The organism is Streptomyces sp. NPDC015032 (assembly GCF_043080425.1).
GTDB lineage: Bacteria > Actinomycetota > Actinomycetes > Streptomycetales > Streptomycetaceae > Streptomyces.
On record NZ_JBIBVN010000002.1, the window covers coordinates 534,666 to 550,964 of the forward strand.

The 16,299-nt window shown below is 71.4% G+C and carries 14 protein-coding genes and 1 pseudogene; 7 read left to right on the forward strand and 8 right to left on the reverse strand.

Annotated elements, in window-relative coordinates; all coding sequences use genetic code 11:
• The first annotated feature begins 10 nt into the window (after nucleotides 1-10).
• The 3 genes from efeB to ACF08M_RS05280 are packed head-to-tail and all read left to right on the forward strand — an operon-like array spanning nucleotide 11 to nucleotide 3,156.
• Nucleotides 11-1,288 carry an iron uptake transporter deferrochelatase/peroxidase subunit gene (efeB, locus tag ACF08M_RS05270; RefSeq protein WP_392183867.1) on the forward strand — a complete coding sequence of 426 codons (1,278 nt, stop codon included), beginning with the start codon at nucleotides 11-13 and terminating at the stop codon, nucleotides 1,286-1,288.
• Nucleotides 1,289-1,319: 31 nt separating this feature from the next.
• A complete protein-coding gene (efeU, locus tag ACF08M_RS05275; protein WP_392183868.1) occupies nucleotides 1,320-2,291 on the forward strand; it encodes an iron uptake transporter permease EfeU in 972 nt (323 codons plus the stop codon).
• Entirely contained in the window at nucleotides 2,242-3,156 is a 915-nt protein-coding gene (locus ACF08M_RS05280) for a hypothetical protein (protein ID WP_392183869.1), read from the forward strand. Before efeU ends, ACF08M_RS05280 begins: the two co-directional genes overlap by 50 nt.
• Before the next feature lie 39 nt (nucleotides 3,157-3,195).
• Here the strand turns inward: ACF08M_RS05280 and ACF08M_RS05285 are convergent, their stop codons facing one another.
• Nucleotides 3,196-3,942 carry a bifunctional DNA primase/polymerase gene (locus tag ACF08M_RS05285; protein ID WP_392183870.1) on the reverse strand — a complete coding sequence of 249 codons (747 nt, stop codon included), beginning with the start codon at nucleotides 3,940-3,942 and terminating at the stop codon, nucleotides 3,196-3,198.
• 143 nt (nucleotides 3,943-4,085) lie between these two features.
• Nucleotides 4,086-4,703, reverse strand: coding sequence for a TetR/AcrR family transcriptional regulator (locus ACF08M_RS05290; protein WP_392183871.1), 618 nt, complete (start codon nucleotides 4,701-4,703; stop codon nucleotides 4,086-4,088).
• 171 nt (nucleotides 4,704-4,874) lie between these two features.
• Between ACF08M_RS05290 and ddaH the strand changes: the two genes are divergently transcribed.
• Nucleotides 4,875-5,690: a dimethylargininase gene (gene ddaH / locus ACF08M_RS05295; protein ID WP_392183872.1), complete on the forward strand. Its 816-nt coding sequence runs from the start codon at nucleotides 4,875-4,877 to the stop codon at nucleotides 5,688-5,690.
• Between the two features lie 27 nt (nucleotides 5,691-5,717).
• Here the strand turns inward: ddaH and ACF08M_RS05300 are convergent, their stop codons facing one another.
• Entirely contained in the window at nucleotides 5,718-6,728 is a 1,011-nt protein-coding gene (locus ACF08M_RS05300; protein WP_392183873.1) for a small ribosomal subunit Rsm22 family protein, read from the reverse strand.
• Between the two features lie 141 nt (nucleotides 6,729-6,869).
• Here ACF08M_RS05300 and ACF08M_RS05305 point away from each other — a divergent pair, with 141 nt between their 5' ends.
• Nucleotides 6,870-8,177, forward strand: a complete 1,308-nt coding sequence (locus ACF08M_RS05305) for a hypothetical protein (protein ID WP_392183874.1) — start codon at nucleotides 6,870-6,872, stop codon at nucleotides 8,175-8,177.
• Between the two features lie 144 nt (nucleotides 8,178-8,321).
• Here the strand turns inward: ACF08M_RS05305 and ACF08M_RS05310 are convergent, their stop codons facing one another.
• Nucleotides 8,322-9,644: a multidrug effflux MFS transporter gene (locus ACF08M_RS05310; protein ID WP_392183875.1), complete on the reverse strand. Its 1,323-nt coding sequence runs from the start codon at nucleotides 9,642-9,644 to the stop codon at nucleotides 8,322-8,324.
• 87 nt (nucleotides 9,645-9,731) lie between these two features.
• On the opposite strand from ACF08M_RS05310, the gene ACF08M_RS05315 reads away from it, so the two are divergent.
• Nucleotides 9,732-10,736 carry a Gfo/Idh/MocA family protein gene (locus ACF08M_RS05315; protein WP_392183985.1) on the forward strand — a complete coding sequence of 335 codons (1,005 nt, stop codon included), beginning with the start codon at nucleotides 9,732-9,734 and terminating at the stop codon, nucleotides 10,734-10,736.
• Nucleotides 10,737-10,766: 30 nt separating this feature from the next.
• Here ACF08M_RS05315 and ACF08M_RS05320 read toward each other — a convergent pair whose 3' ends face one another.
• Together ACF08M_RS05320 and ACF08M_RS05325 are read right to left on the reverse strand one after the other, a co-directional pair.
• On the reverse strand, nucleotides 10,767-12,395 hold the full coding sequence (locus tag ACF08M_RS05320) for an alkaline phosphatase D family protein (protein ID WP_392183876.1): 1,629 nt from the start codon (nucleotides 12,393-12,395) through the stop codon (nucleotides 10,767-10,769).
• Nucleotides 12,396-13,266: 871 nt separating this feature from the next.
• Entirely contained in the window at nucleotides 13,267-13,653 is a 387-nt protein-coding gene (locus ACF08M_RS05325) for a hypothetical protein (protein WP_392183877.1), read from the reverse strand.
• 171 nt (nucleotides 13,654-13,824) lie between these two features.
• Here ACF08M_RS05325 and ACF08M_RS05330 point away from each other — a divergent pair.
• Nucleotides 13,825-14,262: pseudogene (locus tag ACF08M_RS05330) on the forward strand (PhzF family phenazine biosynthesis protein); the annotation flags it as partial.
• Nucleotides 14,263-14,281: 19 nt separating this feature from the next.
• Here the strand turns inward: ACF08M_RS05330 and ACF08M_RS05335 are convergent.
• Both ACF08M_RS05335 and ACF08M_RS05340 read right to left on the reverse strand, forming a co-directional pair.
• Nucleotides 14,282-15,226: an NAD-dependent epimerase/dehydratase family protein gene (locus tag ACF08M_RS05335; protein ID WP_392183878.1), complete on the reverse strand. Its 945-nt coding sequence runs from the start codon at nucleotides 15,224-15,226 to the stop codon at nucleotides 14,282-14,284.
• On the reverse strand, nucleotides 15,226-16,263 hold the full coding sequence (locus tag ACF08M_RS05340) for a ScbA/BarX family gamma-butyrolactone biosynthesis protein (protein ID WP_392183879.1): 1,038 nt from the start codon (nucleotides 16,261-16,263) through the stop codon (nucleotides 15,226-15,228). The genes ACF08M_RS05335 and ACF08M_RS05340 overlap by 1 nt, the downstream gene beginning before the upstream one ends.
• Between the last annotated feature and the right edge of the window lie 36 nt (nucleotides 16,264-16,299).

Here is a 16,299-nt window from a genome sequence, read left to right on the forward strand (position 1 = left end):
GGGGCCGGTCATGTCCGATCAGACGCAGAACAACACCGGGACGACGGCGGCATCCGGCGGCCTTGCCCCGTCGCGCCGGGCCCTGCTCGGCTGGGGCGGCGCCGGTCTCGCGCTGGGCGCCGTGGCGGCCGGCGGCGCGGTCGCCGCGGTACGTACCGACAGCGACCCGGTGCCGGCCGCGGACGGCGGGGCGGCCGTGCCCTTCCACGGCGCGCATCAGGCCGGTATCGCCACCGCCGTGCAGGACAGGCTGCACTTCGCCGCGTTCGACGTGACGACGAAGGACCGCGCCGAGCTGATCGCGCTGCTCAAGGAGTGGACGCGGGCGGCCGAGCGGATGACGGCCGGTCACGCGGTCGGCGACGGTGCGTACGGCGGTCTCGCCGAGGCCCCGCCGGACGACACCGGCGAGGCGCTGGGCCTCAAGCCGTCCCGGCTCACGCTCACCATCGGCTTCGGCCCCTCGCTCTTCGCCAAGGGCCGGTTCGGCCTGGAGGGCAAGCGCCCCGAGGCGCTCGTCGATCTCCCGAAGTTCCCCGGCGACAACCTCGACGCGACCCGCAGCGGCGGCGATCTCTGCGTCCAGGCGTGCGCGGACGACCCGCAGGTCGCGGTGCACGCCATCCGCAACCTGGCCAGGATCGGCATGGGCCGCACCGCGATCCGCTGGTCCCAGCTGGGCTTCGGCAAGACGTCCTCGACGACGCCCGACGCCCAGACCCCGCGCAACATGTTCGGCTTCAAGGACGGCACCCGGAACATCTCCGGCACCGACACCGCCGCCCTGGACAAGCACGTGTGGGTGGGTGAGAAGGACAGGGCGGGCTGGATGACCGGGGGTTCGTACCTGGTGGCCCGGCGCATCCGGATGCACATCGAGACCTGGGACCGCACCGCGCTCCAGGAGCAGGAGGACGTCTTCGGACGCGACAAGGGCGAGGGAGCCGCGGTCGGCAAGCCCAAGGAGCACGACGAGCCGTTCCTGAAGGCGATGCTGCCGACCGCGCATGTACGACTCGCCCACCCGGACAGCAACGACGGGGCGACGATCCTGCGCCGCGGCTACTCCTTCACGGACGGCACGGACGGCCTCGGCCGGCTCGACGCCGGGCTGTTCTTCCTCGCCTACCAGCGCGACGCCCGCAAGGCCTTCATCCCGCTGCAGCGGCGCCTCGCGGCGCACGACGCACTCAACGAGTACATCCAGCACGTGGGTTCGGCGCACTTCGCCGTCCCGCCGGGCGTCCGCGACAAGGACGACTGGTGGGGCCGGGCACTGTTCTCGTAACGGGGCCGAAGCAGCAAAGGAGAACGGAAACGTGTTCAGCAACTTCCTGATCGGCCTGCGCGAGGGCCTTGAGGCCAGCCTGGTCGTCTGCATCCTGATCGCCTATCTGGTGAAGACCGGCAACAAGAACAAGCTGGTGCCGATCTGGATCGGTGTCGGTATCGCGATCGTCGTCAGCCTGGCGTTCGGCGCCGGCCTCGAATTCGGCTCGCAGGAGATGACGTTCAAGGCCCAGGAGGCGCTCGGCGGCACGCTGTCGATCGTCTCGGTCGGCCTGGTCACCTGGATGGTCTTCTGGATGCGGCGCACCGCGCGGCATCTCAAGACCGAGCTGCACGGAAAGCTCGACGCGGCACTCGCGATGGGGACCGGCGCGCTGGTCGCCACGGCGCTCCTCGCGGTGGGCCGGGAGGGCCTGGAGACCTCGCTGTTCGTGTGGCGCGCGGTACACGCGGCGGACGACGGCTGGCACCCGATGATCGGCGCGTTCCTCGGAATCGCGGCCGCCGTCGTCCTGGGCTGGCTGTTCTACCGGGGTGCGCTGAAGATCAATCTGTCGAAGTTCTTCACCTGGACCGGCGGCATGCTGGTGGTCGTCGCCGCAGGTGTACTCGCGTACGGCGTCCACGACCTGCAGGAGGCCGAGTTCATCGGCGGCATCCACAACCAGGCGTTCGACATCAGCGCCACGATCCCGCCGGACAGCTGGTACGGCACGCTGCTGAAGGGCACGTTCAACTTCCAGCCCGACCCGACCGTTCTCCAGGTCACGGTGTGGGCGCTGTATCTGATCCCCACCCTCGCGCTGTTCCTCGCCCCGGTAGGGTTCGGACGGTCAGTGGGGGCGACGGACCAGAAGGCGCGGAAAGCAGCGGATGAGAAGTCTGAGGCCGATTCGGCTGGCGACGGGGCTCGCGACGGCGACGGTGCTGTCCTTGACGGCGAGCGGGTGCGTGACGGTGCACGGCGAGCTGGCAGTGGTGCCGGCGGCAACCAGGTCTGAGGCCGCCCGGGCCCTGAAGGACTTCACCACCGCGTACAACGCGGCGGACAAGGCCTACGACCCGGCTCTGGACGCGGACCGGGTCACCGGCCCGCTCGGCGCGATCAACCAGGCCGGGCTGAAGGCCCGGCAGAGGAACAACCCGGACGGCAACGCGAACCACCAGCCGCTGGAGCTGACCGACGCCCGGTACCTCATCCCGAAGAAGGCCGGCTGGCCGCGCTGGTTCCTCGCGGACACCGACTCCAACCGTGACGAGGACAGCGGGAAGCTGGACACCCGCTGGCTGCTCGTCTTCGTCAAGTCCGGGCCCGGCGCGGGCTGGAAGACCGCCTACCTGTCGGTCGTCGCACCGTCCCAGCTGCCCGCCGTCGCCGTGGACGACGACGGCCGCGCCGAGCCGGTGGCCGCGGACAGCTCCGAACTGGCCGTGGCACCGAAGGACTTGGGCACCCAGTACACGGAGTACCTGCAGAAGGGCGCGCCGGACGTCTTCGCTCCCGGCACCGCCACGTCCGGCTGGCGGGAGGCGCGCCGCACCACCCGGCGGGCGGGCTTTTCGTACCAGTACATCGACCGGCCGCTGGACGGCGGTACGTTCGCCCCGCTCGGCCTGGAGACCGAGGACGGCGGGGCGCTGGTCTTCTTCAGCAGCAAGCACTTCGAACGGCAGACGGCGGCGAAGGGGCTGCGTCCGCCGCTCAACCCGGACGTGGAGGCGCTGCTGACCGGTGAGGTGAAGTCCACCCTCACCAAGGAGCGGGTCTCCAGCCAGCTGGTGTACGTGCCGAAGAAGGGTGCGAAGGACGGCAAGGTGGCCATGCTGAACCGGCTGCCGGGCCTGACGGCGGCGAAGGGCTCGTGACCGGGGCGGCCGGCTTCGCCGAGCCGGCCGGCACCTTCTTCAGCGGCTCGTCGGCCACGCCACCGAGTCGTGGTCGAGATCGCTCTGGTCCGCCGCGTCCGCGTACTGCGCGCACGCGTCGGTGAGCGTCTCCAGCAGCGTCAGCGGATCGGGCAGCGGGTTCTCCGGCCCCCGCACCCACCCCATGTCCAGCTCACCGGGAAGCCTGGCCGGTGGCAGGAGCACATAGCTGCCGCGGCAGTGCCACCGCAGTCCCGGATGCTCGTCCATGGTCTCGGGGTGGCAGTCCAGCTCGCACGGCCACCACTCGTCCTCGTCCTCGGGCGTACCGCGGGTGGCGGTGAAGAAGAGCATCCGGTCGTCGCCGGACCGGGCGACGGGGCCGACGTCGATGCCCGCGGCGAGGAGCCGCTCCAGCGCCTGGCCGCCCGCGGTCAGCGGCACGTCGAGCACGTCGTGGATCATGCCGGTCGCGGTGATGAAGTTGGCCTGCGGCTGGCTGCGGGCCCAGCGCTCGATCTGGGCGCGGTCGGTGGTGGACTGCGTCTGCCAGGCGAAGGAGATGGGGTGCCGGGCGGGAGTGGGACAGCCGATGCGCTCGCACGAACATCGGTAGCCGACCGGATGGGCGGCGGGCGCGATCGGCATTCCGGCCTCGGCGACAGCCAGGAGCAGCGCCTCCCGGGCGGAGTCGTCGACCTCGCTCTGCTGCGGTTTGGGTCGGCGGCGAAGCCATTGGGAAAATCTGCTCTCTGAGCCGCGATAGCGGCCGAAATCGGCGCCCATCTATCCCCTCACCTCAGCGTTGCCCCTGTCCATGGTCCCACCATCCTGCGCCCCGGGTGGCCGGAGTTCCGAAGCGGGGTACGCGGCACACCACCACGAGCCGGGCACTATGACACGTGTTGTCGTGAAATGACGGGTGCGTCTCAGGGCTGCGTCAGCCCACGCAGGGTGTAGTCGACGATCGTGTCCGCGTACGCGTGGGTGAGCGGGAGGGTGCGCAGCAGCCAGCGGTGCGTGAGCGGGCCGACGAGGAGTTCCAGGGCGATCCGCGGGTCGACGTCGGCGCGCACCTGTCCCGCCTCCTGGGCGGCACGCAGCCGTGCGGCATAGAGCCGGAGGGACGGATCGAGCAGCTTCTGGACGAATTCGGCGCCCAGCCGCGGGTCGACGATCCCCTCGGCGGTCAGCGCCCGGGTCGGAGCCTCGAAGGCGGGGTCGGTCAGCTCGTCGACGGTGGCCCGCAGCACGGCCTTGAGGTCGGCGGCGAGATCACCGGTGTCCGGAATTCCCTGCCCGGCGCCCGAGCCGCCCTGCTCCGCGACCCGGGCGCCGAGGGCGATGAAGGCGTCCAGCAGGACGGCGGCCTTGGAGGGCCACCACCGGTAGATCGTCTGCTTCCCGACGCCGGCACGTGCGGCGATGGCCTCGATGGTGGTCCTGGCGTAGCCCACCTCGCCGACCAGGCCGAGCGCCGCGTCATGGATCGCACGGCGCGAGCGTTCACTGCGACGGCTGGGGTCGGGTGGCCGGTTCTCTACCATGCCGGTCAATCTAACAGCGGTGCGAGTCGATACGTATCGTCTCATCACCGTGCGGAACCACCCGATCGGATCACTGCGCGCGGGCCCCGGAGAGCGGACCATGGGCTCACGCACACACCCGTGCGAAGCCCCCCGGCAGGTCACCCCTGCTGTGTTCGTGAGGAGCCTTAGTTGCCTCGTGAAGCCACACCCCGCCGCTACCTGATGTGCGCTCCGGCCCATTTCAGGGTGACGTACTCCATCAACCCCTGGATGGACCCCAGCAAGCCCGTGGACCTCCCGCTGGCCCAGACCCAGTGGGAGGATCTCCGCGACCGCTACCGTGCCCTCGGACACACCGTGGAGCTGCTCACGCCCCGGCCCGCGCTGCCCGACATGGTCTTCGCCGCCAACGGCGCCACCGTCATCGACGGCCGGGTGCTGGGCGCCCGGTTCGCCTACCAGGAGCGGTACGAGGAGGCCGGGGCCCATCGGGAGTGGTTCCGGGCCAACGGCTTCACCGAGATCCACGAACCGGCCCACGTCAACGAGGGCGAGGGAGATTTCGCGGTCACCGCTTCGTACCTCCTGGCCGGACAGGGCTTCCGGTCCAGCCCGCTCTCGCACGACGAGGCGCAGGAGTTCTTCGGGCGCCCGGTGATCGGGCTCGATCTGGTCGACCCGCGCTACTACCACCTGGACACCGCCCTGTCCGTGCTCGACGAGGCGGGCGACGAGATCATGTACTACCCGGGGGCGTTCTCGCCCGGCAGCCGGTCGGTGCTGGCGAGGCTCTTCCCCGACGCGCTGATCGCCAAGGAGGCGGACGCCGCGGCGCTCGGCCTGAACGCGGTGAGCGACGGGCTCCATGTGCTGCTGCCGCAGGCCGCCACGGGGCTCTTCGGTCCGCTGCGGGCGCGCGGCTTCGAGCCGGTGCCGATGGATCTGGGCGAGCTGCTGAAGGGCGGCGGCAGCGTCAAGTGCTGCACACAGGAGCTGCGCGGGTAACCGGGCCCGCCCCGGGCCGCCCCGTCCTCAGTCCTCGGACGGGCCCGGCAGGTGGGGCGGCGGCCACGCGTCGCCCCACGCGGTGTCCCGGGCGGCCCGGTACAGCTCGCCGTGCCGTTTGGTGACCGTGGAGCGCCGCAGGGCCTCGTCGCGGGTGCACAGGTCCAGCAGCACCTGCCCCTTGCGGATCTGCGGCTTGCGGGTGACGCGCGCCCGGACGGGCTCCGTACCGAAGCGGGTCGCCACGACATAGCTGAACTTCTCGTCCTCGTACGGCAACGAGCCGCCCTTCACCTGCCGGTGGAGCGAGGAGCGGCTGACCCGGGCCGAGAAGTGGCACCAGTCCGTGCCCGGCTCGATGGGGCAGGCGTCGCTGTGCGGGCAGGGCGCGGCGACCTTCAGCCCGGCGGCGATCAGCCGGTCGCGGGCCTCGATGATCCGGGCGTAGCCGTCGGGGGTGCCGGGCTCGACGACCACGACGGCCTGGGCCGCGGCCGCCGCGGTGTCGACGAGCGCGGTACGGACGTCCGCCGTCAGCTCCTTGAGTACGTAGGAGACGGTGACCAGGTCCGTGGGGGCGAGTTCGAGGCCCGCGCCGATCCGGGCCCGCCGCCACTCGGCGGCGCGCAGGGCGGGGATGCCGGAGAGCGCGGCCAGCTCACGGCCCAGGGCGAGTGCGGGCTCGGCCCAGTCCAGGACGGTCGTACGCGGCCCCTCCCAGGCCCCGGCCACGGCCCAGCTCGCCGCTCCGGTGCCGCCGCCGATGTCGGTGTGCGTGGCGGGCACCCAGTCCGGGGCGGCCTCCTGGAGTGCGGCGAGGGCGGACCGTACCGCTTCGAAGGTCGCGGGCATCCGGTACGCGGCATAGGCGGCGACATCGGAACGGTCGCGGAGCACCGGGGCGTCCGTGGGGGTGGTCCCCCGGTAGTTGGCGATGAGCCGGTCGACCGCCTGGGCGGCCTGCTTGGGCGGCAGCCCGTCGAGCAGTCCGGCCAGCGCCGTACGCAGGGCTTCCGCGGTGGGGAGGGTGGCGTTCACCGACGAATTGTAGGCGGAGGCCGTCCTCCCGCTTCCGGCCCGGTACTGGCGGCGAACAATACAACATACGAACTGCCGCGACCCCTGCGCCAGTTGCTACGCTGACCGCCGCGAGGTCGGGATTGCCCATCGAGGGAAGCCATGAGACAGAAGATCGTGCGCCTGGTTCTGGTCGGCGGAGTGCTCGTGCTCGCCATGCTTCTTCTGCTGGCGACCTGCGCCAGTGGTGAGAAGAGTGCCGACAAGCCGAAGAAACATGCCAAGAAGAACTCGGTCCCGGTGACACAGCTCACCGTCCCGTCCGTGTTCGCGACGGAGCGCGGCTGGGAGCTGATCGGCACCTCGCCCGACTACGCGCTGTCCCGGACGACGGGCAGCCTCGCCTACCTCGCGCGGGTCTCGGACACCAAGTACCAGCTGCGGACCATCGACGCGGAGACCGGCGAGGCCGGCTGGCACGGCGAGAGCTGGCGGCCCCCGTCCCCGCAGCACTTCCCGAGGCTCCTCCCGCTCACCGCGGGCGACCACGAGTACTTCGTGACGTGGTCGTACGGAAAGGTCGGCGAGAACGCGCTGACGCCCGCCGACACGATCGTCTCGCTGGACGTCTACGACGTGGAGGACGGCTCGCGGCGGCGCGTCGAGGTGCCGTGGAGCTCGGTGCCCACGGTCTCCACCACCGGCCCCGGCATCCTGATCAGTGACGGCCGGACGAACAGCGCGGTGGTCGACCCGGTGACCGGCCGGGTGTCGCAGATAGCCGCCCCCGCGCTCAAGTACCCGAAGGGCTGCACGACCTGCAAGCAGCTCACCGAAGTCCGCGGGCTGACCCAGAAGGGCCTGCTGGTCAGCGGGGCCAAGGAGTTCTGGGTGCAGGGCGGCTGGTTCAGCCGCGATGTCGCCCCCAAGGGCACCGACCGGCTCAGCGGAATCCCGACGACGGTGATTCCGGGCCTGGTACTGGCGAAGTGGCAGCTCGCCAAGGGCGCGAAGCGCGCCGCCACCCATGACCTGTGGACGGTGCACGACCTGGAGACGGGCAAGCCGCTCGCCTCGGTGGAGTGCAGCAAGCCCGCGATCAAGCCGGGCCAGTACCCGCAGCTCGTCTCCGCGCCCTCGGGGAACTTCCTGGTGGCCGGGCCGCTCGCCTTCGACGTGTTGACGAAGCGGGGCTTCTGCTTCGAGGGGGCGGACGGCACGAAGCCGCTGACGCTGGCGTCGGTGAACGACGAGGGCATCGCCTACGGCGCGGCGAACGCGCGCAACGCGGCCGACGTGCTGGCCGGCGGCGGAACTCCCGTCGCGGTCGCGATCAGGAGCGGCACGACGGGCGCCCTGCCGTCGAACCAGCGGATTCCCGGCACGGTGACGTCGGACGGCGTCGGCCTGTTCCGCTGGACGGACGAGAAGGACCGCCCGCATCTGATCGGCTATCCGAGCGCCCACTGAGGCCTGTCGGCCGGACCGGGCCGGATCGTGATCGCATGGCGGGGCGCGAGCCGGCCGGGAGGCCCCGGGCGCTGCCCGGACCGGGTGCGGCACACCCGGTCCGTCCGGTCCCGGATTCCGGCGCCCCCCGTCACGGGACCCGCGTCACGACACGCGCTGCCAGGGCCTGCACAGCCCCAGGAAGCAGGCCATCGCGCCCACCGCGCACACCAGTTGCACGACGGCCATCGGCACGGCCGTCCCCTCGCCCGCGATCCCGACGAGCGGCGAGGCGACGGCGCCGATCAGGAAGGACGAGGTGCCGAGCAGCGCGGACGCGGACCCGGCCGCGTGCTTGGTACGCATCAGGGCCTGCGCGTTCGTGTTCGGCATCGCCAGGCCCATCGCCGACATCAGCACGAACAGCCCCGCCGCGACCGGAACCAGGCCCACGTCCCCGAAGACCCCGGACGTCATCAGCAGCAGCGCGGCCGCGGCGAGCACGATGACGGAGAGGCCGAAGGCGAGCGCCTTGTCCAGGCTGATCCGGCCGACCAGCAGCTTGCCGTTGATCTGGCCCACGGCGATCAGGCCGACCGAGTTGATGCCGAAGAGCAGGCTGAAGGTCTGCGGCGATGCCCCGTAGATCTCCTGCACGACGAACGGCGAGGCGCTCACATAAGAGAAGAGGGCGGCGAAGGCGAGACTGCCCGCGATCATGTAGCCGGTGAAGACCCGGTCGGCGAGCAGCCCGCGCATGGTGCGCAGCGCGTCGCCGATGCCGCCGGTGTGCCGGTCCTGCGGCGGCAGGGTCTCGTGCAGCCACTTCCAGACGACCAGGGTGAGCGCCACGCCCACGACGGTGAGGACGGCGAAGATCCCCCGCCAGTCCGTGAACCTCAGCACCTGTCCGCCGATCAGCGGCGCGACGACCGGTGCGACGCCGGAGATCAGCATCAGCGTGGAGAAGAACCTGGCCATCTCCACGCCGTCGTACAGGTCGCGCACCACGGCGCGGGCGATGACGATCCCTGCCGCGCCCGCCAGACCCTGCAGCAGGCGGAAGCCGATGAGAAGGCCGGTGGTGGGCGCGAAGACGCACAACGCGGTGGCGACGACGTAGACGATCATGCCGAGGAGCAGCGGCCTGCGCCTCCCCCACCGGTCGCTCATCGGTCCGACGACGACCTGGCCGAGTGCCATGCCGGTGAGGCAGGCGGTGAGGGTGAGCTGGACGGTCGCGGCGGGAGCGTGCAGGGACTCGGTGACCGCGGGCAGCGCCGGGAGGTACATGTCCATGGAGAGCGGCGGCAGTGCGGTGAGGCCGCCCAGGACGAGAGTGACGAGAAGTCCGGTGCGCCGGGCCGCGTCGGTGGCGGCCGGTGTTCCGGGGGACGTACCGGTGACTCGGTGCTCTGCCGCCCCGGTCCCGGTGGCCGGTATGTGTGTGCGTTCCTGCTGGGCCCGGCTCGCGCCGCTCTCCGGCATTCTCATCTCCATGTCGTTGAATCCGCCTCTATGCTCTCAGCTCAGCCGGACTGGTCGAGACCGTTTTGGGGTGCAGGCATGACAGGCATGGGCAGGGCTGTGCGGTGGGGTGTGCTGGCGACCGGCGGCATCGCCGCGACGTTCACCGAGGATCTCCGGACGATGCCGGACGCGGAGGTGGTGGCCGTCGCGTCCCGTACGGACGCGTCCGCGAAGGCGTTCGCGCAGCGGTTCGGGATACCCCGGGCCCACGGCAGCTGGGCCGGGCTCGTCGCCGACGACGACGTCGACGTGGTGTACGTGGCGACGCCGCACTCGGCGCACCGGGAGGCGACCGCGCTCTGCCTGGAGGCCGGGAAGCACGTGCTGTGCGAGAAGGCGTTCACCCTCGACGCGCGGGAGGCGGAGGAGCTGGTGAAGCTCGCCCGGGACCGCGGGCTGTTCCTGATGGAGGCCATGTGGATGTACTGCAACCCGGTCATCCGGCGCATGACGGAGCTCGTGCGGGACGGCGCCATCGGGGACATCCGGACCGTGCAGGCCGACTTCGGGTTCGCGGGCGACTTCGGTCCCGGGCACCGGCTGCGCGATCCGGCGCTGGGCGGTGGCGCGCTGCTGGACCTCGGGGTCTATCCGGTGTCGTTCGCGCATCTGCTGCTGGGTGAGCCGGACCGGGTCCAGGCGGACGCGCTGCTCTCCCCGGAGGGCGTCGACCTGAACACGGCGATGCTGCTGAGCTGGTCGCGGGCGGGCGCCTCGGCGCTGCTGAACTGTTCCCTCGTCGGGGACACCCCGGTGACCGCGTCGGTCACCGGGACGAAGGGCCGGATCGATTTCCCGCACGGCTTCTTCTACCCGGAGCGGTTCGTGCTGCACCGGCCGGGGCGCGAGCCGGAGGAGTTCACCGCGGGGGCGGCGGGCGCGGGGCTGCGCGGGATGCAGTTCGAGCAGGCCGAGGTGGCGCGGGCGTTGCGGGCGGGCGAGACGGAGTCGCCGCTGGTGCCGCTGGACGGTTCCCTCGCCGTGATGCGGACGCTCGACGCGGTACGCGACCGTATCGGCGTCCGCTACCCGGCCGACGGACTCGGCTGACCGGCACCCGTCCGGAGGGGAACAGGGGCCCTACGCGGGCGTGAGGCCCTGGTTCCCCACCTCCGTGACGAACGATCCGGCCGTCGCGAGGGGCGCACCGGGCGTGGTGACGGCCGACACCGTGCGGTAGTCGGCGCGCGCCCGCTCCGCGCCCAGCGTGACGACGGCGTATCCGCGACGGCCGTTGAAGAACCTCATGTGCGGGTTGGCCTGCATCTGGTTGTTCCAACTGGCCGGCTTGTCGGAGCCGTTCTTGCCGCTGGTGACGGAGGTGGCGACGATCTCCGTGCCGAGGGTGCGGGACGACGGGTCGTCGAAGTCCTTCTTCAGGTCGAAGCCGTAGCCGACGTGCACATCGCCGGTCAGCACCATCAGGTTGTCGATCCCGGCGGCCTCGGCTCCCTTCAGGACCCGTTCCCGGGAGGCGGGGTAGCCGTCCCACGCGTCCATCGACAGCTTGAAGGCATCGGTGGGGACATCGCGCCGCTGAGCGAAGGCGACCTGCTGCGGTACGACGTTCCAGGTGGCGTGCGAGTCACGCCAGCCGTCGAGCAGCCAGCGCTCCTGGGCGGCGCCGGTGAGGGTGCGCGACGGGTCCTCGGACTCCGGTCCGGGCTTCTGCCAGCCGTCGCCGTACGCCTGGTCGCTGCGGTACTGGCGGGTGTCGAGGATGTCGAACTGGGCGAGGCGGCCGAAGTGCAGGCGCCGGTAGAGCTTCATGTCCGGGCCGGTGGGCCGCTGCGGGGTGCGCAGCGGCTGGTTCTCCCAGTACGCCCGGTAGGCGGCGGCGCGCCGCAGCAGGAATTCCTCCGGCGGTACGTCGTTCTCGGGGGTGTCGCCCGCGTAGTTGTTCTCGGTCTCGTGGTCGTCCCAGGTGACGACGAAGGGGTGCGCGGCGTGGGCGGCGCGCAGATCGGGGTCGGATTTGTAGAGGCCGTAGCGCAGCCGGTAGTCCTCCAGCGTGACCGTCTCCCGGTTGAAGTGGGCGGGGAGGGTGCGGTCGGTGTAGCCACGGGCCCCGCCGGTCGCGTTGACGGCGTATTCGTAGAGGTAGTCGCCGAGGTGGAAGACGACGTCGACGTCCTCCTGGGCGAGGTGCCTGTACGCGGTGAAGTAGCCGTCGTGGTAGGCCTGGCAGGAGACGGCGGCGAGGCTCAGCGTGCTGTTGCGGGCGGCGCGGGCGGGCGCGGTGCGGGTCCGGCCGGTGGGGCTGGTCCAGCTCCCGGTACGGAAGCGGTAGTAGAAGACGCGGTCCGCGTCGAGGCCCTTGATCTCGACATGGACGCTGTGGTCGAACTCCGGGTGGGCGGTGGCCGATCCGCGCCGGACGATGCGGGAGAAGCGCTCGTCGCGGGCGAGTTCCCAGCGCACCTGGACGCGGGCCCGGGGCAGTCCGCTGCCGGGCTCGTACGGGCGCGGGGCGAGTCTCGTCCACAGCAGGACCGAATCGGGCAGCGGGTCGCCGGAGGCGACACCGAGGGTGAACGGGTCCTCGCCGATCTTCCGGTTGTCCAGCTCGGCGGCGCTCGCGGTGCCCGCGGCCGGCAGGTTGACCGAGAAGGCGAGTGCGGCGGCGGCACCCGTGACGGTGAGGAAGCGGCGGCGTCCGAGGTTCCTGGCGGCGTCGCGCAGCTCCTGCTGGTGCGATGAGTGCGTCATCTGTCCCTCCCCTGGCTGGTGGTGTGCTCGGAAAGTGCACCGGGCCGGCCCATCGCGCAGCTGTCGTGTTCGCGTCATCAGGGCATCGCGTGGATGAGAAGTGCGACAGGAATGGATTCGCGGGGGCATAGCGCGCATACGCGACGGAGACGGTGATCACCACTGATGGCCCCCCATGACACGAACCCGCCGTCGCGCAGGCCTTCTTGACCCCCACGCGGCCCCATGGATCCGCCCGGACCGGCCGGGCGGGCGGACGTACGCTGACGACAGTTCCGGTAAAACACCTACAGCCATGCCCGGTTGCGCCCACCGCCATGCGGGATGAGCTCGCGCACCAACGCCCCAAATATGCACGCACAACCGCGCCGGTCACGGCGCATGGGGCCGCACTCCACACCATCGCCCATCGAGGTGGGGTTCACCCGCGCTGCCGGGGATCTCGCTCCACTGGTGCAGAGACACGATCAGACGGACGAGGCGGTCAAGGACCACTCCCGCCGGATCGATGACCACGATGGGCGCCTCGACATGGTGGTGCGTGGGGAGACGGAACGGCAGAAGCGGGACGCGGCACGGCCCGATGCGCGTCAACGCGCCCGCCGGCCGCTCCCCTCCCTCGCTGCCCTGGTCGGCGTGATCAGCCTCGCCGTCGCCCTGTGGCAGGCCGCCCGGAAGCAACCCCGCCCCCTCCCGCAGCGCGCGGGAGGGGGCGGGGTTTCGTGCCGACGGTGCGGCCTTCTCGTTGTCGACGGAACGGGCTTCCGGCCGGGCTGGAAGCCGAGAGCACCGCCTCTTGGGTGAGTGGCGACGAAGCCACGGGGAAGGATCGACCGCGGCCGCACTCCCGCCCCCGCTGATACCGTCGCCGCTACAGGACCGCGATGGTGAAGCTGGAGGACGCGGGCAGGCCGTTCTTGAGGGTCACCACGGTGATGGCGTCCCGTCGGCTGTTACACGCCAGGGTGGGCTCCCCAATCGTCACGACGCTGTCGGCATGGATATGGGGATTGGCCAGGATCAGGGCACTGGGAAGGTTGATGCCCGCGTTCGGGTCGACGATGACACAGTAGACGCCCGGGTCGTTCTGGAAGCTGTTGACCACGTTCTTCTGCCTCATCAGGTCGCCGCGGTAGCCCACTTCGGCTGCGGCCCTGGCGTTGGGTGCGTCGATCTCGGCGGGTGCCGCGACAGCCTGGGAGGCGAGGGCGGCCGACAGGGCAAGAGCTCCTACGAAGACAGCAGTGGTACGGCGCATGACGTCACTCCAGGAATCGACTCGCAGCGCGGATCCGCCGCGAAGTGATGGGTTACCGATGACGCTAGTGCGGGAGACCGCGGCAGAACGCCGGACTGCCCGAGGAGTCATCTGATCAGGTGCCCGCTGAGAACGCCTTCGGCGCAATAAGAATCTCGTACAAAGAAAACCGCCGCCCTGGACTGGCCGGCCGCCGATCTCGACCCGGCGCTGCCGCCCCGGATCGCGTACGCGGGCGCCCGGCATCTGGTGCTGGCCGCCGCGACCCGGGAGCGGCTCGCCGACCTCGACTACGACTTCGCGCGCCTCGAAACCCTGATGCACCGACTGGACCTGACCACCCTGCAGCTGGTGTGGCGGGCGTCGCCCGCCGTCTTCCACGTCCGCGACCCGTTCCCGGTGGGCGGCGTCGTCGAGGACCCCGCCACGGGCGCGGCGGCGGCCGCCTTCGGCGCCTATCTGCGCACGCTGGACCTCGTCCCCGACACCGCGCTCCTCACTCTCCACCAGGGCGAGGACATGGGCCGCCCCGGCGTCCTCACGGTCGGACTCCGGGCGGGCGACGCCCGGGTGCGGGTGAGCGGCACGGGCACCCGGATCGGGCCCTGAGCGACGATGCCCGCCGCCGTCAGCGGCCCGGAGCGGCGTCCAGGTACCGGCGGTACCACGGGGCGTGCCGGGCGAACGCGGTCGTGAAGCCTTCGCCCGGCTCCCAGTCGAAGTCCTGGCCGGCCCGTTCGTCGGCGAACCAGTGATCCACGGCGAGCATGCCGAGGTGGTGCAGTGCGTACGGCACACCGGCAAGCCGCTCACGGGCGGCCTCCACGTCGATACCGGCGGCTCCCCAGGGCAGCCGCAGTTCGTCGAGGATCGTGGACATCAGCTGCGAACAGCTCACCGGCTCGGGGTGGTTGACGTGGTAGACCCCGGCCGGCTCCTTCGGGGACAGCGCCGCACCCAGCAGCGCCCGCCCCAGCGCCTGTACGTCGATCATCGAGTACCGCGCCCCGCACCCGGTCAGCCCGGTCGAGAGCTGCCGGACCAGCCCGACCAGTCCGGGCACGGCCCACCGGTCCCCGGCGCCGTACACGAGGTGCGGCCGCACGACGACGCCGCCGGCCGCGAGGACGTGCTGCTCGGCGGCGGCGCGGGTCAGGCTGGTGGCCGAGACCGGGGCGAGCTCGGCCTGTCCGGGCAGCAGCCCGGTGAACGGGCCCCGGCCGTAGACGGATGCCGTGCTCAGATACACGATCCGGGTGACCCCGCAGCGAGCCGCCTCTTCGGCCAGGGCCCGCGTTCCATGATCATTGACGGACCGCGCGGTCGGTTCGTCGGAACCGATCCAGGAGGCGCAGTGGATCACCGCGTCGACGCCCTCGCAGCTGCCGCGCAGCGTCGCCGGGTCGGTGAGATCCCCGTACACCGTCTCGACGCCGGGCCCTTTGGCGGATGCGGCGAGGGCGGTCCGGTGGGTCATCAGACGCAGCCGGAGGCCGGGGGTGGCGCGGGCCGCGGCCACCACATGGCCGCCGATGAAGCCGGCCGCGCCGGTGATGAGTACGCGCGGTGTCATCACTGTCCCGCCCACCGGGGGTGCGCCGCGTCCTGCCGCGGGCCCGGGGATTCGAGGGTGCAGGCGAAGACCGGCCGGCCGTCCTGCGCCGCCGAGACGTGCACCGCGGTCGCCATGGGGTCGCCGGCCGGGACGGGCCGGGCCTCGACCCAGCAGGGGCGGTCGAGTTCCACGTACTGGAGGAAGTCGGTCCGCACCGACGTGGGGAGGAAGTCATGACCGGGGGTGACGGCGACCGCCGCCTGGCGGGCCGCCTCCAGCAGCAGAATGCCCGGCACATGGTCGTTGGGCCGGGCGAACAGCGTCGGATGTCCGGTGTCGAGCCGCAGCTGCCAGACGTTGTGCCGCGGCCCCGGCGCCAGTACGACATCGCGTTCATCGGCCCTGCCCACCTCGGCCGGTGCGACGGCGGGCAGGAGGGGTATCGGGGCGCCGATCGCGTCCCGCCGCCCGTTCCGCAGCTTCCGGTACGCCTCGGCCGAGGCGCAGCTGATACGCCCGCCTCCACTGGCGAGGACGGCGCCCAAGCGGTGCAGGAGCAGCTCGACGTGCATGGAGCCGATGTGCCGGCGGCCGCGCCGGATCCGGGAGCAGGACACATCCACCGTGATGTCCCAGGGCGCCTCGCCCAGGAGCAGCTGGTCGGGGTCGGAGACGTACGCGAGCTCCCACATCACGAACTGGTTCTCGAACGGCATGCCGAAGGCCGCATGCCCCAGGAGCATCGTCGTCTGCCGCATGGTCTCCGCGATCAGCAGCGGATCCTGGTGACGACCGGACACGGGGGCGAAGAAGCGGTGCGCCCGCGGCCACCGGGCCGATACCGAGAACTGGGTCTCGGTCTGCCGGGTCCAGCCGGTGGCGAAGATGTCCTCGGCGTCGGGCCGGTGGACCAGCCGCCGCAGGAAGTCGCCCTCCGGCTGTCTTCCCGTCGGCACCGTCCCGTCAGCTCCCGGGTATACGGCGACTCCGGCACGTCCGGCGCCGTCGGCGCCTTCGACGAATACCGAAACGCTGCGCGAGGTGAGCTGAACCATGAATATTCCTCCCAGAGGATGCATACCGGGAGGGCA

Coding starts and splice junctions, on each gene's coding strand:
- efeB (WP_392183867.1), top strand. CDS start 11: ATGTCCGATCAGACGCAGAACAACACCGGGACGACGGCGGCATCCGGC.
- ACF08M_RS05285 (WP_392183870.1), bottom strand. CDS start 3,942: ATGGGCGCCGATTTCGGCCGCTATCGCGGCTCAGAGAGCAGATTTTCC.
- ACF08M_RS05290 (WP_392183871.1), bottom strand. CDS start 4,703: ATGGTAGAGAACCGGCCACCCGACCCCAGCCGTCGCAGTGAACGCTCG.
- ACF08M_RS05305 (WP_392183874.1), top strand. CDS start 6,870: ATGAGACAGAAGATCGTGCGCCTGGTTCTGGTCGGCGGAGTGCTCGTG.
- ACF08M_RS05310 (WP_392183875.1), bottom strand. CDS start 9,644: ATGCCGGAGAGCGGCGCGAGCCGGGCCCAGCAGGAACGCACACACATA.
- ACF08M_RS05315 (WP_392183985.1), top strand. CDS start 9,732: ATGGGCAGGGCTGTGCGGTGGGGTGTGCTGGCGACCGGCGGCATCGCC.
- ACF08M_RS05320 (WP_392183876.1), bottom strand. CDS start 12,395: ATGACGCACTCATCGCACCAGCAGGAGCTGCGCGACGCCGCCAGGAAC.
- ACF08M_RS05325 (WP_392183877.1), bottom strand. CDS start 13,653: ATGCGCCGTACCACTGCTGTCTTCGTAGGAGCTCTTGCCCTGTCGGCC.
- ACF08M_RS05335 (WP_392183878.1), bottom strand. CDS start 15,226: ATGACACCGCGCGTACTCATCACCGGCGCGGCCGGCTTCATCGGCGGC.
- ACF08M_RS05340 (WP_392183879.1), bottom strand. CDS start 16,263: ATGGTTCAGCTCACCTCGCGCAGCGTTTCGGTATTCGTCGAAGGCGCC.